The organism is Polaromonas sp. YR568 (genome assembly GCF_943371715.1).
GTDB lineage: Bacteria > Pseudomonadota > Gammaproteobacteria > Burkholderiales > Burkholderiaceae_C > Polaromonas.
This window is the reverse complement of record NZ_CALRVW010000014.1, coordinates 75234-94031: the sequence shown is the minus strand read 5'-3', so window position 1 is coordinate 94031 and position 18798 is coordinate 75234. Positions and strand designations below refer to the sequence as shown.

At 66.1% G+C, this 18798-nt stretch carries 19 protein-coding genes; 12 read left to right on the top strand and 7 right to left on the bottom strand.

Features of this window, described 5'->3' with window-relative positions:
- The first annotated feature begins 52 nt into the window (after positions 1-52).
- From phnF to phnN, 3 genes are read left to right on the top strand one after another with little or no spacing between them, the layout of a single operon-like run.
- Entirely contained in the window at positions 53-826 is a 774-nt protein-coding gene (phnF, locus tag AAG813_RS12055) for a phosphonate metabolism transcriptional regulator PhnF (protein ID WP_341915330.1), read from the top strand.
- Entirely contained in the window at positions 823-1518 is a 696-nt protein-coding gene (locus AAG813_RS12050) for a DUF1045 domain-containing protein (protein ID WP_341915327.1), read from the top strand. Before phnF ends, AAG813_RS12050 begins: the two co-directional genes overlap by 4 nt.
- The gene (phnN, locus tag AAG813_RS12045; RefSeq protein WP_341915324.1) at positions 1515-2090 is read left to right on the top strand and encodes a phosphonate metabolism protein/1,5-bisphosphokinase (PRPP-forming) PhnN; all 576 of its coding nucleotides are present in this window, start codon (positions 1515-1517) and stop codon (positions 2088-2090) included. The genes AAG813_RS12050 and phnN overlap by 4 nt, the downstream gene beginning before the upstream one ends.
- Here the strand turns inward: phnN and AAG813_RS12040 are convergent.
- The 5 genes from AAG813_RS12040 to phnC all read right to left on the bottom strand — a co-directional run bounded on the left by AAG813_RS12040 (position 2033) and on the right by phnC (position 6348).
- Entirely contained in the window at positions 2033-2599 is a 567-nt protein-coding gene (locus AAG813_RS12040) for a phosphonate degradation HD-domain oxygenase (protein WP_341915321.1), read from the bottom strand. The two genes, phnN and AAG813_RS12040, sit on opposite strands and share 58 nt — an antisense overlap.
- Positions 2600-2607: 8 nt before the next feature.
- A complete protein-coding gene (gene phnE / locus AAG813_RS12035; RefSeq protein WP_324487701.1) occupies positions 2608-3339 on the bottom strand; it encodes a phosphonate ABC transporter, permease protein PhnE in 732 nt (243 codons plus the stop codon).
- Between the two features lie 86 nt (positions 3340-3425).
- The gene (gene phnD / locus AAG813_RS12030) at positions 3426-4388 is read right to left on the bottom strand and encodes a phosphonate ABC transporter substrate-binding protein (protein ID WP_341915316.1); all 963 of its coding nucleotides are present in this window, start codon (positions 4386-4388) and stop codon (positions 3426-3428) included.
- 83 nt (positions 4389-4471) lie between these two features.
- A complete protein-coding gene (gene phnD / locus AAG813_RS12025) occupies positions 4472-5443 on the bottom strand; it encodes a phosphonate ABC transporter substrate-binding protein (protein WP_341915313.1) in 972 nt (323 codons plus the stop codon).
- Between the two features lie 41 nt (positions 5444-5484).
- A complete protein-coding gene (gene phnC / locus AAG813_RS12020; protein WP_341915309.1) occupies positions 5485-6348 on the bottom strand; it encodes a phosphonate ABC transporter ATP-binding protein in 864 nt (287 codons plus the stop codon).
- A gap of 131 nt (positions 6349-6479) precedes the next feature.
- Between phnC and AAG813_RS12015 the strand changes: the two genes are divergently transcribed.
- From AAG813_RS12015 to AAG813_RS11990, 6 genes are all read left to right on the top strand, one after another.
- Positions 6480-7979, top strand: a complete 1500-nt coding sequence (locus AAG813_RS12015) for an AMP nucleosidase (RefSeq protein ID WP_341915305.1) — start codon at positions 6480-6482, stop codon at positions 7977-7979.
- 153 nt (positions 7980-8132) lie between these two features.
- A complete protein-coding gene (locus AAG813_RS12010) occupies positions 8133-9530 on the top strand; it encodes an efflux transporter outer membrane subunit (RefSeq protein WP_341915301.1) in 1398 nt (465 codons plus the stop codon).
- 37 nt (positions 9531-9567) lie between these two features.
- Positions 9568-10902 (top strand): efflux RND transporter periplasmic adaptor subunit, encoded by a 1335-nt coding sequence (locus tag AAG813_RS12005; RefSeq protein WP_341915298.1) that lies wholly within the window; start codon positions 9568-9570, stop codon positions 10900-10902.
- Positions 10899-11672: an ABC transporter ATP-binding protein gene (locus AAG813_RS12000; RefSeq protein ID WP_341915295.1), complete on the top strand. Its 774-nt coding sequence runs from the start codon at positions 10899-10901 to the stop codon at positions 11670-11672. Before AAG813_RS12005 ends, AAG813_RS12000 begins: the two co-directional genes overlap by 4 nt.
- 1 nt (position 11673) lies before the next feature.
- Complete coding sequence (locus tag AAG813_RS11995; protein WP_341915292.1) at positions 11674-12882, top strand: ABC transporter permease; 1209 nt, start codon at positions 11674-11676, stop codon at positions 12880-12882.
- Positions 12883-13178: 296 nt separating this feature from the next.
- A complete protein-coding gene (locus AAG813_RS11990) occupies positions 13179-13490 on the top strand; it encodes a hypothetical protein (protein WP_341915289.1) in 312 nt (103 codons plus the stop codon).
- Positions 13491-13551: 61 nt separating this feature from the next.
- Here AAG813_RS11990 and AAG813_RS11985 read toward each other — a convergent pair whose 3' ends face one another.
- On the bottom strand, positions 13552-14637 hold the full coding sequence (locus AAG813_RS11985) for a mechanosensitive ion channel domain-containing protein (protein ID WP_341915398.1): 1086 nt from the start codon (positions 14635-14637) through the stop codon (positions 13552-13554).
- Between the two features lie 35 nt (positions 14638-14672).
- Positions 14673-15899: a formate-dependent phosphoribosylglycinamide formyltransferase gene (gene purT / locus AAG813_RS11980; protein ID WP_341915285.1), complete on the bottom strand. Its 1227-nt coding sequence runs from the start codon at positions 15897-15899 to the stop codon at positions 14673-14675.
- A 213-nt stretch (positions 15900-16112) separates the two neighbouring features.
- Between purT and AAG813_RS11975 the strand changes: the two genes are divergently transcribed.
- From AAG813_RS11975 to AAG813_RS11965, 3 genes are all read left to right on the top strand, one after another.
- Positions 16113-16940, top strand: coding sequence for a siderophore-interacting protein (locus AAG813_RS11975; RefSeq protein ID WP_341915282.1), 828 nt, complete (start codon positions 16113-16115; stop codon positions 16938-16940).
- A gap of 70 nt (positions 16941-17010) precedes the next feature.
- Positions 17011-17964, top strand: a complete 954-nt coding sequence (locus tag AAG813_RS11970) for an ATP-binding cassette domain-containing protein (RefSeq protein ID WP_341915279.1) — start codon at positions 17011-17013, stop codon at positions 17962-17964.
- Positions 17964-18779 (top strand): ABC transporter permease, encoded by an 816-nt coding sequence (locus AAG813_RS11965; protein ID WP_341915275.1) that lies wholly within the window; start codon positions 17964-17966, stop codon positions 18777-18779. Before AAG813_RS11970 ends, AAG813_RS11965 begins: the two co-directional genes overlap by 1 nt.
- Positions 18780-18798: the final 19 nt, after the last annotated feature.

The following is an 18798-nucleotide window of genomic DNA, read 5'->3' as shown; positions in this document are numbered from 1 at the left end:
ACAGCCACAAGGGCTGCAGGAAGACCCTAGTTCAACCGGACAACATGACCAAATGATGACAAGCGAACGCCCTCTTTCCAGCGCGCCCGGCCGGCGCAGCGGTGTGGCTGTGTGGAGGCAGATTGCCGACACACTGGGCACCGAAATTCGTGACCGCGCCTTCACGGCGACCGGGCGTCTGCCCAGTGAAAACGAACTCTCCACACGTTTTGGTGTGAACCGCCACACGCTGCGCCAGGCGGTCGCCGCCCTGCAGGGTGATGGCCTGGTGCGGATCGAACCAGGCCGTGGCACCTTCGTCCAGCACGAACTGCTCGACTACGTGTTGTCGCGCCGTACACGCTTCAGCGAAAACCTCCAGCGCCAGGGGCTGCTGCCCAGCAAACAGCTGCTCACCGCCCGGGAGATGCCCGCGCCCGAACGTGCGGCGCATGAACTCCGGCTGGGCAAGGGTGACAAGGTGCTGATGGTGGAAATGCTCGACGAGGCCAACGAGCAGCCAATCGCACTGGCCACGGCCTACTACCCTGCCGGGCGATTCGCCGGCCTGCTCGACATGCTTGGCAGCGGCACCTGCACCACCGACATCCTGCGGCACTTTGGTGTCGAGGACTATGTGCGCGCCGAAAGCCGCGTCACCACCCAGATGCCGTCCGCTGAAACCGCGCGCCTGCTGAAGCAGCCGCTGACGCGGCCCGTGCTGTGTGTTGAATGTCTGGACGTCGACATGGCCGGCTTGCCGATCAAGTACGGGGAAACCGTGTTTTCCGGCGACCGGGTCCAGTTGGTGATCAATGCAGGACATGAACCAGGAGCGCTCGCATGAGCGCGCGTTACGCCATCTATTTTGCGCCGGACCGGCACTCACCGTGGTGGGCGTTTGGCGCGCACTGGCTGGGCCGCAACGAACACGACAGCACGGCGCTGCCCCAGCCCTTGCTGGAAGGTTTGCCACCGGCAGAGTTTGCCGCCATCACCGCGGAACCGCGGCGTTACGGCTTCCACGCCACCTTGAAAGCGCCCTTCAGGCTGTCAGCCGCGCACGACGAGTCCTATCTGGTGGCTCGCCTGGGCAGGCTGGCGCAGACGCTGGCACCGGTGGCGCTGGGCCCGCTGCGTGCCGCCGCGCTGGGCAACTTCGTGGCGCTGGTTCCGGCGACTGAGCCCGACGGCCTGCAGGCACTGGCGGCGGCCTGTGTGGCCGGACTCGACGACTTGCGCGCCCCTCCCGAGGCGGCAGAGCTTGCCCGCCGCCGCGCCGCCCCGCTGGACGCCCGCGAAACCGAGCTGCTGGACCTGTATGGCTACCCCTATGTGATGGACAGGTTTCGCCTGCATCTGACCTTGACCGGCCCGGTCGATGCGACTCTTGCCCGACAGGTCAGTCGGGCGGTCGCTGCAGACGTGGACCGACTCAACACCCAGGCCCCCCTGGTGCTGGACCGGCTCTGCCTGTTTGTCGAACGCAGCCCGGGCGCGCCGTTTCAGCGTGTCATGGATGTCAGGCTGGGGGCATGAGCGGCCTCTGGGTGTTTGTCTGCGGCCCTTCCGGTTCCGGCAAGGACAGCGTGATCGACGCTGCGCGGCAGGCGCTGGTCGGGCGGTCCGACATCGTTTTTGCACGCCGCATGGTGACGCGCCCCGTGCAGCCGGGCTCGGATCACGATCCGGTCACCGCACCGGCCTTTGCCGGACTGCTGCAGTCGGGCGGCCTCAGCTGGCACTGGCAGGCGCACGGCTTCTGCTACGGGATCGCCAGCCACTACGCCGACGCTGTCAGCGCCGGCTGCCTCGTGGTGGTCAACGGCTCACGCGCACATGTCAACAGCCTGTCGCCTTCATTTGATACGCGGGTAGTGCAGATCAGCACCGATCCGGAACGCCTGGCCATCCGCCTCGCGCAGCGGGGACGCGATAGCGACATGGCGGTTGCCGAGCGGCTGGCGCGCAACGCAACTTTTGCCGGCATGCCAGCCGACTGTGTGATCGTCAACAATGAAGCACTGGCCGTCGCCGGCCAGCGTCTGGCGGACTACCTGACCGGTTCAGCCAGGCCGGCGGAGGCAGCCTGCTCCAGAATCACGCGGTAGTGGGCCCAATCGGGCGGGGCCGCTGCGGGATCCTTGGCGTGGTCGTCCCAGCGCCGCAGCGCCACCGCATCGGCGGCAAAGGCCTGCGCCATGAACGCGGCGGCTTCCTCCCCGGACAACGGACCGCCCTGCAACGCCAGGCTACGCTGCGATGCCGGTGACAGGCTGGCCTGGTAAGCGTTGTCCACGTGGCAGAGATAACGCTTGGCGTCAACATGCATGCGAATGGGTTCGAGCACGGCGTCCGGAAATGCGCCGCGTAGAAACGGCAGCGCGAGGAACTGGTGCAGGTCGTCAACACCGCCCTCCTTCGCCGGTTCCCGCTGAACGAGCAAATGGCCGAGGTCGTGCAGCAGCGCGGCCGCAACCAGTTCAGGGGATGCGCACGAGCGCTCGGCGAAATGGGCGCACTGCAGTGCGTGCTGCAGCTGGTTGATGGCCTCACCGCCGTACTGCGCGGCTCCCCGCGTCTGAAACAGCGCCGTGATTTCCTCAACTTTCAGGGCCATGGCAGTTCCTAGACGAGGGCTTTGCGGATACGCGCCGAGATCAGGTCGATCACACTGACGGTGACCACAATGATGATCATCACGGCGCAGGTCTCGGCATATTGAAAGCCGCGGATGATCTCCCACAACACGACGCCGATGCCGCCGGCGCCCACCATGCCCACCACCGAAGCGGAACGCACGTTGGACTCGAAGCGGTACAGCGTATAGGAAATCCAGAGCGGCAGCACCTGCGGAATCACGCCGTAGAGGATTTCCTCCAGCGCATGGGCACCCGTGGCGCGTATGCCCTCGACGGGCTGCGGGTCAATCGATTCCACCGCTTCCGAAAACAGCTTGGCCAGAATGCCGGTGGTGTGAATCCACAGCGCCAGCACGCCGGCAAACGGGCCCAGGCCCACGGCCACGATGAAAAGCATGGCAAACACCATCTCGTTGATGGCGCGTGCCGCATCCATCAGGCGACGAATGGGCTGGCGAACCCAGACCGGCGCAATATTGGCCGAGGACAGCAGGGCCAGCGGCACCGCGCAGACCACGGCCAAGGCCGTGCCCCACAGCGCGATCTGCACCGTGACCACCATCTCCTCCAGGTAATAAGACCACTGGCTGAAGTTGGGCGGGAAGAAGCTGGCGGCGTACTCGGCCATGTTGCCGGAATCGCGCAGCAGGTCCAGGGGGCGCATGTCCGCGCCCTTCCACGACAAGGCCAGCAACGCGAGCAGGACGCCCCAGGCCATCAGGCCCAGCAGGCTGGCGCGCGGCACCTGCAGCGGCGCAGGAGGCGCCGGCACGGAGAGATGCACGGGGGTGGTCACGGGCGACCTCAGTTGCGGCTCAGCTCGGCGAGCTTGCGGTCGATCTCGGCGACCTTGGCCTGCTTGTCGGCGGCGGGCAAGCTAGCATCGGCCTCGAATTTGTTGCGCTCCTTGAACAGCTCCAGCTGGCGGATGGGGATCAGCTGGGCATTGGTGGAGGGCTTGAAGGCCGACAGCTTGGAGATCTTCATCAGGACGTCCTTTTCCTGCTGGCTACCCTGGCCGTAGCCATAGAAAAAGTCCTTGAGCTTCTGCTTGGTCGCATCGGGCAGTTCCTTGCGCATGACCAGGGGGTCCAGCGGGATCAGGGGCGAGGTCCAGACGACACGGATGTCCTTGAATTTTTCAGGCAGGCGGTCCTTGATCTTGTCCAGGTTCTCGCTGTTGTTGGTGGCCACATCGACCTGTTTGTTGGCGACTGCCAGTGCGTTGCTCTCGTGGTTGGCACCGCGGGACACCTTGAAGGCTGTTTTGGCGTCGATCTTGTTCTGCGCAAAAACATAGTAGCTGGGTACCAGGAAGCCGGAGGTCGAATTGGGGTCCCCATTGCCGAACGACAGGTTCCTGGCATTCCTGAGCACGTCGTCCAGCGACTTGAGCGGGCTGTCCTTGTGGACGATCAGGTGCGAGTAATAGCCTTGGGTCCCGTCGGCGTTGACCATCTGGGCAAAAATTTCACCGCCGGCGCGGTCCACCGCTTCCATGGCCGACTTGTTGCCGAACCACGCCACATGGACCTTGCCAAAGCGCATGCCTTCGATGATGCCGGCATAGTCCGGCGCAAAGAAGGCGTTGACCTTGTAGCCGGTCTTTTTCGCCATGTCTTCCAGCAGCGGCTGCCAGTCCGACTTCAGGTTCTGCGACGACTCGGTGGAAATGATGCCGAAATTGACTTCCTTGATGTCCTGGGCAAGGGCCGGTGCGACCACCAGAATGGCGGCGGCCAGGCCGCCTATGAATTTCCTGAGCATGGTGATTCCTTGTATGAAGTGAAGAGAAATGGGTTTGTGGTTACCGGGGGCAATTTCCGCTGGCGGTGACGCGGGCTATGGCATCACGAGGCGCGCTGCAATTCGGCCAGCTTCCTGTTGATCAGCTCGAGTCTTGCGGCCTTGTCCTGCGCGTTCATCGCCGCATCGGCCTCCAGCTTTGTCTTCTCGCGAAACAACTCCAGCTGACGCGTGGGCATCAGTTGGGCATCGCCTGATTCGCGAAACCCGCTGAGCGTCAGCTTGTTGAGGATCGCGGTCTCGCGCGCCGCGTCCGGTCCCTTGCCGTAGCCGAGCAGAAACTGTTTGACGCGCTGCCTGGTCTCCCCGTCCAGGTCCTTGCGCCACATGAGCGGGTCACCCGCAATCAGCGGCGACTTCCAGATCACGCGCAGCTTGGCCGCGACTTCGGGGGCGCGCGCCTGCATGCGCTCAAGCACATCGGAGCTGTGCACAGCGGCATCGACCTGCCGGTTGGCCACGGCCATGATGTTGGCCTCGTGGTTGGCGCCGCGGATGTTCTTGAAGGCCGTCTTGGGATCCACCTTGTTCAGCGCAAAGATGTAATAACTCGGCACCAGAAAGCCGGAGGTGGAATTGGGATCGCCCATGCCGAAGTTCAGGGACTTGCCGTTCCTGAGTACGTCCTCAATCGATTGGTACGGACTGTCCCTGTGAACGGACACCATCGAGTGATATCCGATAGACCCGTCGCTGTTGACCACCTGCGCAAACACCTCGGCACCGGCGCGATCCACCGCTTCGATGCCCGCCTTGTTTCCGAGCCAGGCCACCTGGACCTTGTTGAAACGCATGGCTTCGATCACACCGGCATAGTCGGGTGCAAAAAAAGCGTTGACCTTGATGCCCGTGCGCTTTTCCATGTCGGCCAGCAGGGGTTGCCAGTCCTGCTTCAGGTTCTGGCTCGACTCGGTGGACAGGATGCCGAAACTGAACTCCTTCATGCCTTGTGCCTGCACCGGCGCCAGAACGGCGAGCGTCGTCAAGACCAGTCCTGCCAACATTTTGTTGATCATGCTTTCTCCTCGTGAATACAGGGGGGACAACGGAACCCGGCTCAGGCGGCCTGCGCCATCGGTGTTGGCCAGGCGAGGTGGGGAACGGGTTTGGCCTTGTCTTCGAGGCTGGAAATGGCGTCGCCCAGGGACAGGATGTCGTCGGCCTCGGCGCCATACAGATCGCGCAACACGGCGGGCGTCAGGCCCACCGACGGGCCGTCGTACACCACCCTGCCCTGGTGCAGGGCGATGGTGCGGGCGCAATACTTCATGGCCACATTGACCTGGTGCAGTGACACCACCACCGTGCATTGGTCTTCGCGGTTCACGCGGGCCAGGATGTCCATGACCTTGCGCGAAGACTCCGGGTCCAAGGAGGCAATCGGCTCGTCGGCGAGCACCACCCTGGCGCCCTGCACCATGGCCCGCGCAATCGCGGCACGCTGCTGCTGGCCGCCCGACAACGTCGATGCCCGCTGCCCACAACATTCGGCGATGCCCACCCGGCGCAGCGCCTCGAGGCCTCTGGCCTTTTCCTCGGGTGTGAACCAGCGGATCAGGCTGCGCCACATCGGCACCTGGTGCAGGGTGCCGGCCAACACATTGACAATCACCGGCAGGCGCCCTACCAGGTTGAACTGCTGGAAAACAAAACCGATGCCGGACCGCACCGACCGGATGTTGGACGCGATTTTTCCATTGCGCTGCACGGTCCTGCCGTGGATCACGATGGACCCCTGCTCCGACGCGTCGCCGGCCATCAGCCCTGCCATGTGCCGCAGCAAGGTGGACTTGCCGGAGCCGGACGCCCCGATCAGCGCGACCATTTCACCAGGCGCAATGCTCAGGTCGATCTGCTGCAGGGCTTTTCGGCCATTGCCAAAGGTCTTGCTCAGCGTATTGATTCGAATGGCAGCTTCCATGGTCTCTCCGGGAGTGTTGAACCCGGTTGAATCTAGGGCCGCAATGTGTCGGTTTCGTGTCAGGGCCAGGCTGCGGCCCGTCCGGGCGGCCATGCCCACCCGCCCCGCTGCAGGCGTAGCACAATAGGCCCATGCCCTACCTGCCCGCCTTTATCGCCCCCACCCGCTACGCCGATCCGGCCGCCGCACTGGCCCAGGTACAGCGGATTTATGACCAGCAGATTGCCCACCTGCGCGATGCCATGCAACGCTACGTGGCCGGCGAAACCCTGCCCGGGCATGTGCGCGCCTGTTACCCCTTTGTGCGTGTGCACACCGAAACCGTGGCGCGTGCGATCCTGGAAACGCCCGACATTTCCCAGCTCAGTTACGGGTTTGTGGCCGGACCGGGCCGTTTTGAAACCACGCTGACGCGGCCCGACCTCTATGGCAACTACTACCTGGAGCAGTTCCGCCTGCTGATGCAGAACCATTCGGTCGAGCTGGAAGTAGGCACCAGCACCCAGCCCATTCCTGTGCACTTCTCGTTTGCCGAGCACGACCACATCGAAGGCAACCTGAGTGCAGACCGGCGCATGCTGATGCGCGACGTGTTCGACCTGCCCGACCTGGCAGCCATGGACGACGGCATTGCCAACGGCACCTACGAACCCCGGCCAGGCGAGCCGCAACCGCTCTCGCTCTTCACTGCCGCCCGGGTGGATTACTCCCTGCAGCGCCTGCGCCACTACACCGGGACCTCGCCCCAATGGTTCCAGAACTTTGTGCTGTTCACCAACTACCAGTTCTACATCGACGAGTTCGTGCGGCTCGGTCATGAAGAAATGGCCAGACCCGACAGCGAGTACATCGCCTTTGTCGAGCCCGGCAACGTGGTGACACGCCGCACCGGGCTACCGCCCATCGCCGGCGACGAACTGGGCATGGCGCCGCCGCGCCTGCCGCAGATGCCGGCCTACCACCTGATGCGCGCCGACCGTACCGGCATCACCATGGTCAACATCGGCGTCGGGCCGGCCAACGCCAAAAACATCACCGACCACATTGCCGTCCTGCGTCCCCATGCCTGGATCATGCTGGGCCACTGCGCCGGGCTGCGCAACAGCCAGCAGCTGGGCGACTACGTGCTGGCGCACGGCTATGTGCGCGAAGACCACGTGCTCGATGAGGAACTGCCGCTGTGGGTGCCGATTCCGGCACTGGCGGAGATCCAGGTGGCGCTGGAACGCGCGGTGAAAGACGTGACGCATCTCGAGGGCCCGGATCTCAAGCGCATCATGCGCACCGGCACCGTGGCGTCCACCGACAACCGCAACTGGGAACTGCTGCCCGGCAACCAGCCCCAGCGCCGCTTCAGTCAGAGCCGCGCCGTCGCGCTGGACATGGAAAGCGCCACCATCGCCGCCAACGGGTTCAGGTTCCGCGTGCCTTACGGCACGCTGCTGTGTGTCAGCGACAAGCCGCTGCACGGGGAGATCAAGCTGCCCGGCATGGCCAACCACTTCTACCGCGAGCGCGTCGACCAGCACCTGCGCATCGGCATGCGGGCGATTGAACTGCTGCGCGAACAGGGCAGCAGCCAGTTGCACAGCCGCAAACTGCGCAGTTTCTCGGAAGTGGCCTTCCAGTAGCCCCAACGCACCGTTTCAGTGCCGGGGGGAGCCCCCGTCCCCCACGCTCCCCAGACAGCCAGCTTTACATGGCCTGAGTTGACAAGGGGCAAGCCCGAACCTCTGCGAGGTGCAAATAATGCACTTTATGCAGAAGTCTGGTGTTGTCGTCCCATGAATTACTTTCCCTCGACGCTGGCGCTCGCCATGCTGCTGTCCGGTTGTGCCTCACTGGCGCCCCAGAGCGGCGCCCTGCCGCCCACGCCGGTTCCTGCGGCCTGGTCTGGCAGCACCACCACGCCGGCCACCGCGACCTCGCTGGCGCAGTGGTGGCAGCGCTTCAACGACCCCCTGCTCGCCCAATTGGTCACCCAGGCCCTGCAGGCCAACACGACGGTACGCTCGGCGCAAGCCGCGCTGCAGCAGGCCAGGGCCCTGCGCGATGTCAGCGCTGCCAGGCTGGCGCCCACCGTGAACGCCGCCGGTTCGGCCCAGCGCAGCAAGTCGGGCGGCAATGAAGCCGGCAACCTGTTCAAGGCGGGTTTTGACGCCAGCTGGGAGCCCGATGTGTTTGACGCCAGACGCAGCGCCCTGAACGCCACCGAGGCCGACGCCCAGGCTGCGCAGGCCAGCCTGGCCGATACACAGGTTTCGATCGCCGCCGAGGTCGCCGTCACCTACATTGAACTGCGGGGATTGCAGGCGCGCCTGGCGATCGCCCGCAACAACCTGGCCAGCCAGAGCGAGACACAGCAGATCACCGACTGGCGGGTCCAGGCCGGTCTGGCGTCCTCGCTCGATCTGGAGCAGGCGCGCGCCGCCAGCGCGCAGACCAGTGCGCAGATCCCGACCCTGGAAACCAATGCTGCGCAGGCGCAATACAGCCTGGCGGTGCTGACCGGCCAGGCCCCCGGCGCGCTGCAGACCCTGTTGACCGCCGCCGGCCCCGTGCCGCAGGCACCCGGCGCGCTTGCGCTCAGCCTTCCTGCCGACACCCTGCGCCAGCGCCCGGACCTGCGCGCCGCCGAGCAACGCATCAGCGCCGCCCTGGCGCGTGTCGCGCAGGCGGAAGCCGCGCGTTATCCGGGCTTCCAGATCAGCGGCTCGCTCGGCCTGAATGCCCTGACGCTGGGCTCGCTGACCTCCGGCGGCACGCTGGCGAGCGCCTTGCTGGCCAGCATCTCGGTTCCCCTGCTGGACGGTGGCGCAGCCAGGGCGCAGGTGCGCGCGCAGGAAGCAGCGCTGGAGCAGAACCGCGTGGCCTATGAAGCCACCGTGCTGACCGCGCTGCAGGATGTGGAGGACGCCTTGGTCGCCCTGCAGGGCGACCGCGAGCGGCTGGCCCGGCTGCAAATCGCCGCCGATGCGGCAGGCAACGCCGAACTGCTGGCGCGCCAACGCTACGCTAGTGGACTGATCGACTTTCGTACCGTGCTGGAGACGCAGCGCACCCTGCTGTCCACCCAGGACAGCGTGGAAAGCACACGCGCCGGCCTGAGCGCCGACCATGTGCGCCTGTACAAGGCGCTGGGCGGCGGCTGGACGCCGGCGACTGAAACCGTGACACCCTGAACTGCAGGCCGATCCCCATGTTTTGCCAAGCATGCCCATGAACACTCCGACCACCGCTGCGACCTCCGGCGCCGCCACCAGCCCCTCGGCCGCTGACCTGCAAACCCTGCTGGGCGCCGGGCACCCGCGCACGTGGTGGCAGCGTCCCGCCCTGTGGGGCGTCGCCGTCATCGTCCTTCTTCTGGCAGCAGGCCTGGCTTACTGGCTGGCGCAGAAAAAGAGCAGCATCACCCCGAGTTACGTCACCGAGGTGGTGCGCCGCGGCGATCTGACCCTCCATGTCATGGCCAACGGCACCCTGCAGCCCACGCGCTCGGTCAACATCGGCAGCGAGCTGTCGGGAACGGTCAAGCGCGTGCTGGTGGACGTGAACGACCGCGTGAAAAAAGGCCAGGTGCTGGTGGAGCTGGACAACGCCAAGCTGTCCGACCAGGTGTTGCGCTCTCGCGCCGCGCTGGCAGCCGCGCAGGCCCAGCTCGCGCAGGGCACAGCCACGCTCAAGGAGTCGCGCGCCAGCCTGGCCCGCTTCGAGGAAGTGGCGCGCCTGTCGGGCGGCAAGGTACCCTCGGCGGCCGAGCTCGACAGCGCGCGTGCCAGCGTGGATCGTGCCGTGGCCGCCGAAGCCAGCGCGCGCGCCAATGTGGCCGAAGCCAGGGCCGCACTGTCCACCGACGAGACCAACCTGTCCAAGGCCGCGATCCGCTCCTCCATCGACGGTGTGGTGCTGACGCGCACGGTGGAACCCGGCAATGCGGTGGCGGCATCGCTGCAGGCGGTGACACTGTTTTCGATCGCCGAGGACCTGCAGCGGCTGCGGCTCGAAGTCAGTGTGGACGAGGCCGATGTGGGTTCCGTGCAGGTCGGCCAGAAGGCCAGCTTCACCGTCAGCGCCTATCCCGCGCGCCGCTACCCGGCGACGATCACGCGGGTGGCCTACGGCTCGACCAAGACCGACAACGTGATCACCTACACGACCTGGCTCAATGTAGACAACAGCGACCTGAGCCTGCGCCCGGGCATGACAGCGGCGGCCACCATCGTGGCGACCGAGCGCAGGAACGTGCTGCTGGTGCCCAACACCGCGCTGCGTTTCACGCCCGCGCCCACCGCCGACGGCCCCGCCGCGGCGGCGTCCAGCAGCAGTTTCGTCTCCAAACTCATGCCGCGCATGCCGCGCACGGCCGCGCGCCGGGCCACCGATGGCGCCGCGGCGGGGCTGCGTCAGGTCTGGGTGCTCAGGGACGGCCAGGCGGTGGCGGTGACGCTCAAGACCGGCATCAGCGATGGCCGCATGACCGAGGTCAGCGGCGACGGCTTGCAGGAAGGCATGGCGGTGATCACCGACCAGCGCGCCAGCGCAGCGGCTCCATGAGCAAGCCAGGCGCAACGCTCGCTGGCGGCAACACGCCGCTGATCCGCCTGCGTGGCGTGACCAAGGTGTATGGCGAAGGCGCCACGGCCCTGGCCGCGCTCAGAGGCGTGGACCTCGACATCGCAGCCGGCGATTTTGTCGCCATCATGGGCCCCAGCGGCTCGGGCAAGTCCACCGCGATGAACACCATGGGTTGCCTGGACACGCCGACCGCCGGCGCCTACCTGTTCCAGGGGGTACATGTGGAGTCGCTCACGCGCGACCAGCGCGCACGCCTGCGCCGGCGTTACTTCGGCTTTGTGTTCCAGGGCTTCAACCTGCTGGCGCGCACCTCGGCGCAGGAAAATGTGGAGCTGCCGCTGCTGTACCGGGGCGAGCCGGCGGCGGCGCGCCATGCCGCGGCGGCCAAAGCGCTGGCATCGGTCGGGCTGGCGGGCTGGGAACACCACACGCCGGCCGAACTGTCGGGCGGGCAGCAGCAACGGGTGGCGATTGCGCGCGCCATCGTGACCGAGCCGGCCGTGCTGCTGGCCGACGAGCCTACCGGCAACCTGGACACCCAGCGCAGCCGCGAGATCATGGAGCTGTTGTGGCGCCTCAATGTGGACCGGGGCATCACGGTGCTGATGGTCACGCACGAGGCCGACATGGCCGCCTATGCGCGGCGCATTGTGCGTTTTGTCGATGGTGTGGTGGCCAGCGACCAGCTCAACCCGCAGCCGGCCGGCCTGCACGTGGCGGCCGTTGCCGCGGAGACGGAGACGCACTGAGATGTGGCTCAACACGCTGCTGCTTGCGCTGCGCTCGATCCGGCGCAACCTGCTGCGCTCGTTCCTGACCATTCTGGGCATTGTGATCGGGGTGAGTGCCGTGATCACCATGGTCACACTGGGCAACGGGGCCACCCTGGCGGTGCAGAACCAGATCTCCAGCCTGGGCACCAACCTGCTGCAGGTGCGCCCCGGTCAGCGCATGGGCCCGGGCAGCGGCGGCGCCACCGCACCCGCCTTCAAGGAAGCCGATGCCGACGCGATTGCCACACAGATAGGCGGCATCGCGGCGGTGGCGCCGGAGGCGCGCACCAGCAGCACGGTGGTGGCGAGCGGCCGCAACTGGACCAGCAGCATCATCGGCAGCACCAATGCCTGGCTGGACACCGGCAACTGGAAGCTCGGTGACGGGCGTGTATTTTCCGACGACGAACTGCGTGCCGGCGCCGCGGTCTGCCTGATCGGCGAGACCGTGCGGCGCGAGCTCTATGGTGCGCGCAGTGCCGTGGGCGAGCAGCTGCGCGTCAAGCAGATTTCCTGCGAGGTGGTGGGCGTGCTCGCCTCCAAGGGCCAGGGCGCTTTCGGCAACGACCAGGACGACCTGGTGCTGCTGCCGATCAAGACGCTGCAGCGCCGCATCACCGGCAACACCCGTGTCAACACCCTGCTGGTGTCCATGCTGGAGGGCAGCGACCCCGACCGTGTCAAGGCCAGCCTGACCCAGCTGCTGCGCGAGCGCCGCAAGCTGGCCAGCAGCGACGAGGACAACTTCAACGTGCTCGACACCAAGCAGCTGGCCGACACCCTTTCGGGCACGACCAAAGTCATGACCATGCTGCTGGGCGCGGTGGCGGCGGTCAGCCTGCTGGTGGGCGGCATCGGCATCATGAACATCATGCTGGTCAGCGTGACCGAACGCACCCGCGAGATCGGCCTGCGGCTGGCCATCGGCGCGCTGGAGCGTGAGGTGCTGCTGCAGTTTTTGATAGAGGCGGTGGTGCTGGCGGCGCTGGGCGGCCTGATCGGCATCGTGCTGGCCACAGGCGCCTCGCTGGCGCTGGCGGCTGTGATGGATGTGCCCTACCTCTTCAACCCGGCCGTGAATCTGCTGTCCTTCCTGTTCTCGGCCGGTATCGGCGTGCTGTTCGGCTATTTTCCGGCCCGGCGGGCGGCACGCATGGATCCGATCGACGCGCTTCGCCACGAATAGGAGCCAGCCAGGCCTGGGTGGGCGTCATTCCGTGCAGCCGGCGTTGGAGCGGAGAGGTCACGGCCAGATCCGTTCCCTGCAACAGAAGCCGCCCTGCCGTCGGGACAGCCCTTCTGCGATGCCCCGAGAGCCTCAAGACCTGCAGACAACGACGCACGGGTCTTGACAAGAGTCAAACGCAGTTCGCCCGAAAAGGTGCTGAATGGGCGTCTGGCTTCAGCCGTCTGTTGGGCCCCACCACCAGCCACGGCCTCCCTGCCGCAGGGCTTGCGGCTTTTTGACAGATGGAGACCTCCATGAAACCACTTTCAAGCGCACTGGCGGCACTGCTGATGGCCGCTTCGGTCGCAGGAACCGCCTTGGCCAGAGGGCCATGGGCCGCTACCCCCGGCAACACCTGGGGCTACCCGCTCATGACCCCGCAGGAGCGGACCGAGCACCAAACCAGGATGCGCAGCTTCAAGACTTATGAAGAGTGCAAGGCCTACCAGGAAGAGCACCACCAGCAGATGGAAGCGCGCGCCAAGGAGAAAGGCACGACCCTCCCGGCCAGACGGGCGGGTGGATTCGGCTGCGACAACATGAAGGCGCGCGGCTACCTGAAGTGAAACTGCCAGACAGGCCGGGTGTCGCTGCGCAGGTGCGTCTGCGCCTGGTCTCGCGCAGATGTCACCCCAGCTGCGGCCCGCTGCCGCTGGCCGCCGTGTCGCCTGGCCGGATGCCGGCCAGTTCGGCGCGCATCAAGGGCAGGTGCTGCGGATACTCGCGCTGCATGAAATCGACCAGCCCCTCGCGCACATGGCAGCGCAGGTCCCAGTTCCGGCCGGAGCTGGCCGAGGTCACGAGCAGGCGCAGCTGCATGGCCCCCTCGCCCGCTTCCGTGACCTGCAGCTTGCACAGGCGCCGGTCCCAATCGGGTGACGATTCGCACAGACGTTGCGCTTCGGCGCGCAGGGGCGCCATCGGCATGCGGTAGTCCACCCACAGGAAAACCGTGCCGATGATGCTGGCGCTTTTGCGGGTCCAGTTCTGGAAAGGGTTCTCGATGAACCACTGCAGCGGAATGATGAGCCGGCGCTCGTCCCAGATCTTGAGCACCACATAGGTCCCGGTGATTTCTTCCACCCGGCCCCACTCGCCCTCCACGATCAGGACGTCGTCGAGCCGGATGGGTTGCGCCAGCGCAATCTGCAGCCCGGCCATGAGGTTGCTGAAAATCGGCCGCGCGGCAATGCCCACCACCAGACCCACCACGCCGGCCGACGCCAGCAGGCTGGTACCGAACTGCCGCGCCCCCGGGAAGGTCATCAGCATCAGGGCCAGCCCGGTCAGCACGATGGCAAACATCGCGGTTCGGGCCAGCAGACGGGTCTGGGTGTGAATGCGGCGCGCGTGCAGGTTATCTTCGACATCCACCGGGTACAGGTCGGTGACGCCGTGCGCCACACCGCGAACCGCACGCAGCCCCAGCCAGGTCAATGCCGTGAACAGCAGCAGGGCATTGGCGTGGCGCACGCCGCCTATCAGCGCCAGGTCATGGGGTGCGCCCTGCCAGACGGCCTGCAGGGCAATCAACGGCAGCAGTAGCTGGGTCGGCGCCCTGCAGTGCCGGACCACCGTCGCCGCGACCGGCATGGAACGTGTCAGCCGCAGCAGCACGGCCAGGCCCACACGATGCACCAGCAGGGCCAGCACCACCGCCATACCCGCCACCAACAGAAGCCGCAGGGACGAATCTTCCGCCCAGGCCAGCATTTCCATCAGTTCCGGGTATTTCATGGACGCTCCCGTCAAGCCACGCGAGGCTTGACCCGCGAGGCTGCCAGCTTGGCATGGGCCCGCGCAGTCTCCACATCGTCATCAAAGGCCAGCGCCACACCCATGCGGCGTTTGACAAAACTCTCCGGCTTGCCGAACAGCCGGATGTCGGTGTTGGGTACGCCAAGTGCCTCGGCCACACCGTCAAAAACGATGCCCTGGGCATCCACACCGCCGTAGATCACCGCACTGGCACCCGGCGTTTTGAGCGCTGTGTTGACCGGCAGGCCCAGAATGGCGCGCGCATGCAGCTCGAACTCGTTTTGCCACTGCGTGCACATCGTCACCATGCCGGTGTCATGGGGCCGCGGGCTGACCTCGCTGAACCAGACCTCGTCGCCCTTGACGAACAACTCCACGCCGAACAGGCCCAGGCCGCCCGGCTGGCCGTCATGGCCCAGCCCCAGGTTGTCGGTCACCGCCTTGCAGATGTCGCGGCTTTTCTGCAGCGCTGGGGAGGCCATGGGCTGCGGCTGCCAGCTCTCCACATAGTCGCCACTGACCTGCACATGGCCGATGGGCTCGCAGAAGTGGGTGGCGATCTGCCCGTCCGCGCCCATGGCACGCACCGTGAGCAGGGTGATCTCGTAGTCAAAGTCGATGAAGCCCTCGACGATGACCCGGCCGCGGCTCACACGTCCGCCAGCCATGGCGTGGTCCCGGGCGGCCTTGACATCGGCGGGACCGGAAATCTTGCTCTGGCCTTTGCCGGAAGAGCTCATCACCGGTTTCACGACGCAGGGATAGCCGATCTTCGTGTCGATCGCGGCCTGAAGCTCTGCCAGCGAATCGCAAAAGACATAGGGGCTGGTCGGCAGGCCCAGGGTTTCGGCGGCCAGGCGGCGAATGCCTTCGCGGTCCATGGTCAGCCGGGCAGCGCGCGCCGTCGGCACCACACGCACCACGCCCGCCGCTTCGAGTTCTTCCAGCATGGGCGTGGCGATCGCCTCGATTTCGGGGACCACCAGGTGCGGCCTTTCTTTTTCAATCAGCGCCTTGAGCTGGGCCGGGTCGCTCATGGTGATGGTGCGTGCATGGTGTGCAACCTGCTGACCCGGGGCGTTGTCATAACGGTCGGTGGCGATGGTTTCCACGCCCAGGCGCTGCAGCGCGATCAGCACCTCTTTGCCAAGCTCGCCGGAGCCGAGCAGCATGACTTTGGTTGCGTGGGGGGACAGGGGGGTGCCGAAGGTGGTCATGGGATGTGCAGGTGGTGGATGGGTCGGAGGACAGGTCGCAAGTACAAACAAGCCGGGTACGAAGCGCCGTGACCACCACTTTACTTCACCCCGAAAAACGCCCGTCCCCAGGGTGCGCCCCTCTGCGGCAGATGGCCCTACGACACACCGACGCTCACGTTCTGGATGAAAATGGTTCTCATTGACGCCCCCCTCTTCTTCAGAAAGCCTTTCTTGACCCACCCTGTTCCACCTCTCGCACGCCCGCAGGAAGAGTCCAGCCCGGCGCCCGCACGCAAACGCCGTCCGCCGCGCCGCGTGGAAGTCAGCCGCATCGAGGTCCTGAGCCCGGCCATGCGCCGCATCACGCTCAAGGGTGCCGAACTCGAGGGCTTTGCCCCGGCCGGGCCGGCCAGCTATATCAAGCTGATCTTCCCGGAGCCTGGCCAAACCGAGCCGACCCGCCCTTTGCCGGACGGCCCGCGCGCGGTGTCCATGCGCACCTACACCCCGCTGGCGGTGCGGCCTGAGGCGCTGGAAGTCGATGTCGATTTTGTGCTGCATGGCGAAGGCCCGGCGTCGACCTGGGCGGCGCAGGCCACCCTCGGCCAGGTGCTGTTCCTGATGGGACCCGGCCCCGGTTATGCCCTGGACACCGCCGCCACCCAACACCTGCTGATCGCAGATGACAGTGCGCTGCCGGCGGTCGAAACCATTCTGGCGGCCCTCCCCGCCGGCGCCCGCGCGCAGGTGCTGCTGGAAGTCATCAGCGAGGCCGAGCAGCGGCCGCTGCACAGCGCGGCACAGCTGGACGTCGCCTGGCTGGCACGCGGCACCGACCACCGGGCGGCCGGACAGGCCCTGGAAAAGGCGTTGCATGCTGCTGCGCCGATAGGCCCCGACACCCGTGTTTACCTGGCCTGTGAAGCAGCGGCGATGCGGCGCCTCCGCCAGTTGCTGATCACGGCGCTGGGCGTGAGCCGCAGCCAGATCGTGGGCCGGGGTTACTGGAAGCTGGACGTGGTCAACCACCCCGATCACGACTACGGTGAGGACACCTGAAGCCCGTGTGCGGTCAGCCGCTGTCCCGTCCCGCGGCAACAGCCCGGCGCAGGTCGGCAACAATAGCCGCATGAACCCTCCTCTTCTCCAGATCCGGGGCCTGACCAAACACTACGGCAGCGCCGTGGTCGTGGACGACCTGTCGTTCGAGATTGCGCCCGGCGAATGCCTGGGCGTGATCGGCCCCAACGGCGCAGGGAAAACCACCACCCTCCGCATGTGCCTGGGCCTGACGGCGCCGGACACCGGCGACATCACCTATTTTGCGGGCGGCGAGGACCGCGGTTTGCGCATGCCCGACGACGCGCTGGCCATCAAGGCCAGGCTGGGCGTGGTCAGCCAGTTCGACACGCTGGACCCGGACTTCAGCTGCGCCGAAAACCTGCAGGTGTATGGCCGCTATTTCGGCATGAAGCCGGCGCAGGTGCGTGCCCGCGTGCCGGCGCTGCTGGAATTTGCCTCGCTGTCGCACAAGGCCGGCAGCAAGCCCGGCGAACTGTCTGGCGGCATGAAGCGGCGCCTGAGCCTGGCGCGCGCCCTCGTCAACGACCCGAGCCTGCTACTGCTCGACGAACCCACGACCGGGCTGGACCCGCAGGCGCGGCACCTGATGTGGGAGCGACTGCAGCTGCTGCTGCAACAGGGCAAGTCGATTCTGCTGACCACCCACTTCATGGACGAGGCCGAGCGCCTGTGCTCGCGCCTGCTGGTGCTGGACCACGGCAAAAAGATCGCCGAGGGCAAGCCGCGCGAGCTGATCGCGCAACATCTGGAGCCCGATGTGGTCGAGGTGTATGGCAATGGCGCGCTGGAACTGGCCCGGTCCGCGGAACACGACGCGCTGCGCGCGCTGGCCGCACGGGTGGAGGTCAGCGGCGAAACCGTGTTTTTCTACACGCAGGACGCTCGCCCGCTGCTGGACCGGTTGGCTGACCATGGCAGTTTGCGCACCCTGCACCGGCCCGCCAACCTGGAAGACCTGTTCCTCAAACTGACCGGCCGCCAGATCAGGGAGGATGCGTGATGAGCAGCCGACATTCGAACAACCCGTCCATCTGGAGAGCGCCGGACTTGTCGGCGCGCTGGTGGCCTGTCTTCATGCGCAACCTGCTGGTCTGGCGCAAGCTGGCCATACCCAGCTTGGTCGGCAACATTGCCGAACCGCTGATGTGGCTGGTGGCTTTTGGTTACGGCATGGGCGCGCTGGTCGGCGAGATCAAGGTCGGCGGCACCGCCGTTCCCTACATCCTGTTCCTGGCCAGCGGCTCGATCTGCATGAGCGCGATGAACGCCGCCAGCTTCGAGGCGCTGTATTCGGCGTTTTCGCGCATGCATGTGCAGAAAACCTGGGACGGCATCATGAACGCCCCGATCAGCCTGGACAGCGTGCTGCTGGCCGAAATGTTGTGGGCCGCGTTCAAGGCGCTGTTCACCGTGACTGCCATCCTCGGCGTGATGCTGGCCCTGGGCATCAGCCACAGCCCCAAGTTGTTGCTGGCCTGGCCGATCCTGCTGCTGGTCGGCATGATGTTTTCATGCATAGCGCTGATCTTCAATGCGCTGGCCAAGGGTTACGACTTCTTCACCTACTACTTCACGCTGGTGCTGACGCCCATGATGTTCCTCAGCGGCATCTTTTTCCCGCGCGAGCAGTTGCCGCCGCTGGTGCGCACCATCTCCGACTGGCTGCCACTGACCAACGCGGTGGAGATCATCCGCCCCTTGTTCATGGACCAGTGGCCGGTCTCGCCCTGGCGGCACGGGCTGGTACTGGCGGGTTTCACCGTCGCGGGGTTCTGGGTGGCGCTGGCGCTGACGCGCCGGCGCTTCCGGAGCTGAAAACAGCTGCGCGCCCGGC

Excerpts from the sequence above, each read along its gene's own strand:
- phnF (WP_341915330.1), top strand. The coding sequence starts at position 53 with ATGATGACAAGCGAACGCCCTCTTTCCAGCGCGCCCGGCCGGCGCAGC.
- AAG813_RS12050 (WP_341915327.1), top strand. The coding sequence starts at position 823 with ATGAGCGCGCGTTACGCCATCTATTTTGCGCCGGACCGGCACTCACCG.
- phnN (WP_341915324.1), top strand. The coding sequence starts at position 1,515 with ATGAGCGGCCTCTGGGTGTTTGTCTGCGGCCCTTCCGGTTCCGGCAAG.
- AAG813_RS12040 (WP_341915321.1), bottom strand. The coding sequence starts at position 2,599 with ATGGCCCTGAAAGTTGAGGAAATCACGGCGCTGTTTCAGACGCGGGGA.
- phnE (WP_324487701.1), bottom strand. The coding sequence starts at position 3,339 with ATGGCCTGGGGCGTCCTGCTCGCGTTGCTGGCCTTGTCGTGGAAGGGC.
- phnD (WP_341915316.1), bottom strand. The coding sequence starts at position 4,388 with ATGCTCAGGAAATTCATAGGCGGCCTGGCCGCCGCCATTCTGGTGGTC.
- phnD (WP_341915313.1), bottom strand. The coding sequence starts at position 5,443 with ATGATCAACAAAATGTTGGCAGGACTGGTCTTGACGACGCTCGCCGTT.
- phnC (WP_341915309.1), bottom strand. The coding sequence starts at position 6,348 with ATGGAAGCTGCCATTCGAATCAATACGCTGAGCAAGACCTTTGGCAAT.
- AAG813_RS12015 (WP_341915305.1), top strand. The coding sequence starts at position 6,480 with ATGCCCTACCTGCCCGCCTTTATCGCCCCCACCCGCTACGCCGATCCG.
- AAG813_RS12010 (WP_341915301.1), top strand. The coding sequence starts at position 8,133 with ATGAATTACTTTCCCTCGACGCTGGCGCTCGCCATGCTGCTGTCCGGT.
- AAG813_RS12005 (WP_341915298.1), top strand. The coding sequence starts at position 9,568 with ATGAACACTCCGACCACCGCTGCGACCTCCGGCGCCGCCACCAGCCCC.
- AAG813_RS12000 (WP_341915295.1), top strand. The coding sequence starts at position 10,899 with ATGAGCAAGCCAGGCGCAACGCTCGCTGGCGGCAACACGCCGCTGATC.
- AAG813_RS11995 (WP_341915292.1), top strand. The coding sequence starts at position 11,674 with ATGTGGCTCAACACGCTGCTGCTTGCGCTGCGCTCGATCCGGCGCAAC.
- AAG813_RS11990 (WP_341915289.1), top strand. The coding sequence starts at position 13,179 with ATGAAACCACTTTCAAGCGCACTGGCGGCACTGCTGATGGCCGCTTCG.
- AAG813_RS11985 (WP_341915398.1), bottom strand. The coding sequence starts at position 14,637 with ATGCTGGCCTGGGCGGAAGATTCGTCCCTGCGGCTTCTGTTGGTGGCG.
- purT (WP_341915285.1), bottom strand. The coding sequence starts at position 15,899 with ATGACCACCTTCGGCACCCCCCTGTCCCCCCACGCAACCAAAGTCATG.
- AAG813_RS11970 (WP_341915279.1), top strand. The coding sequence starts at position 17,011 with ATGAACCCTCCTCTTCTCCAGATCCGGGGCCTGACCAAACACTACGGC.
- AAG813_RS11965 (WP_341915275.1), top strand. The coding sequence starts at position 17,964 with ATGAGCAGCCGACATTCGAACAACCCGTCCATCTGGAGAGCGCCGGAC.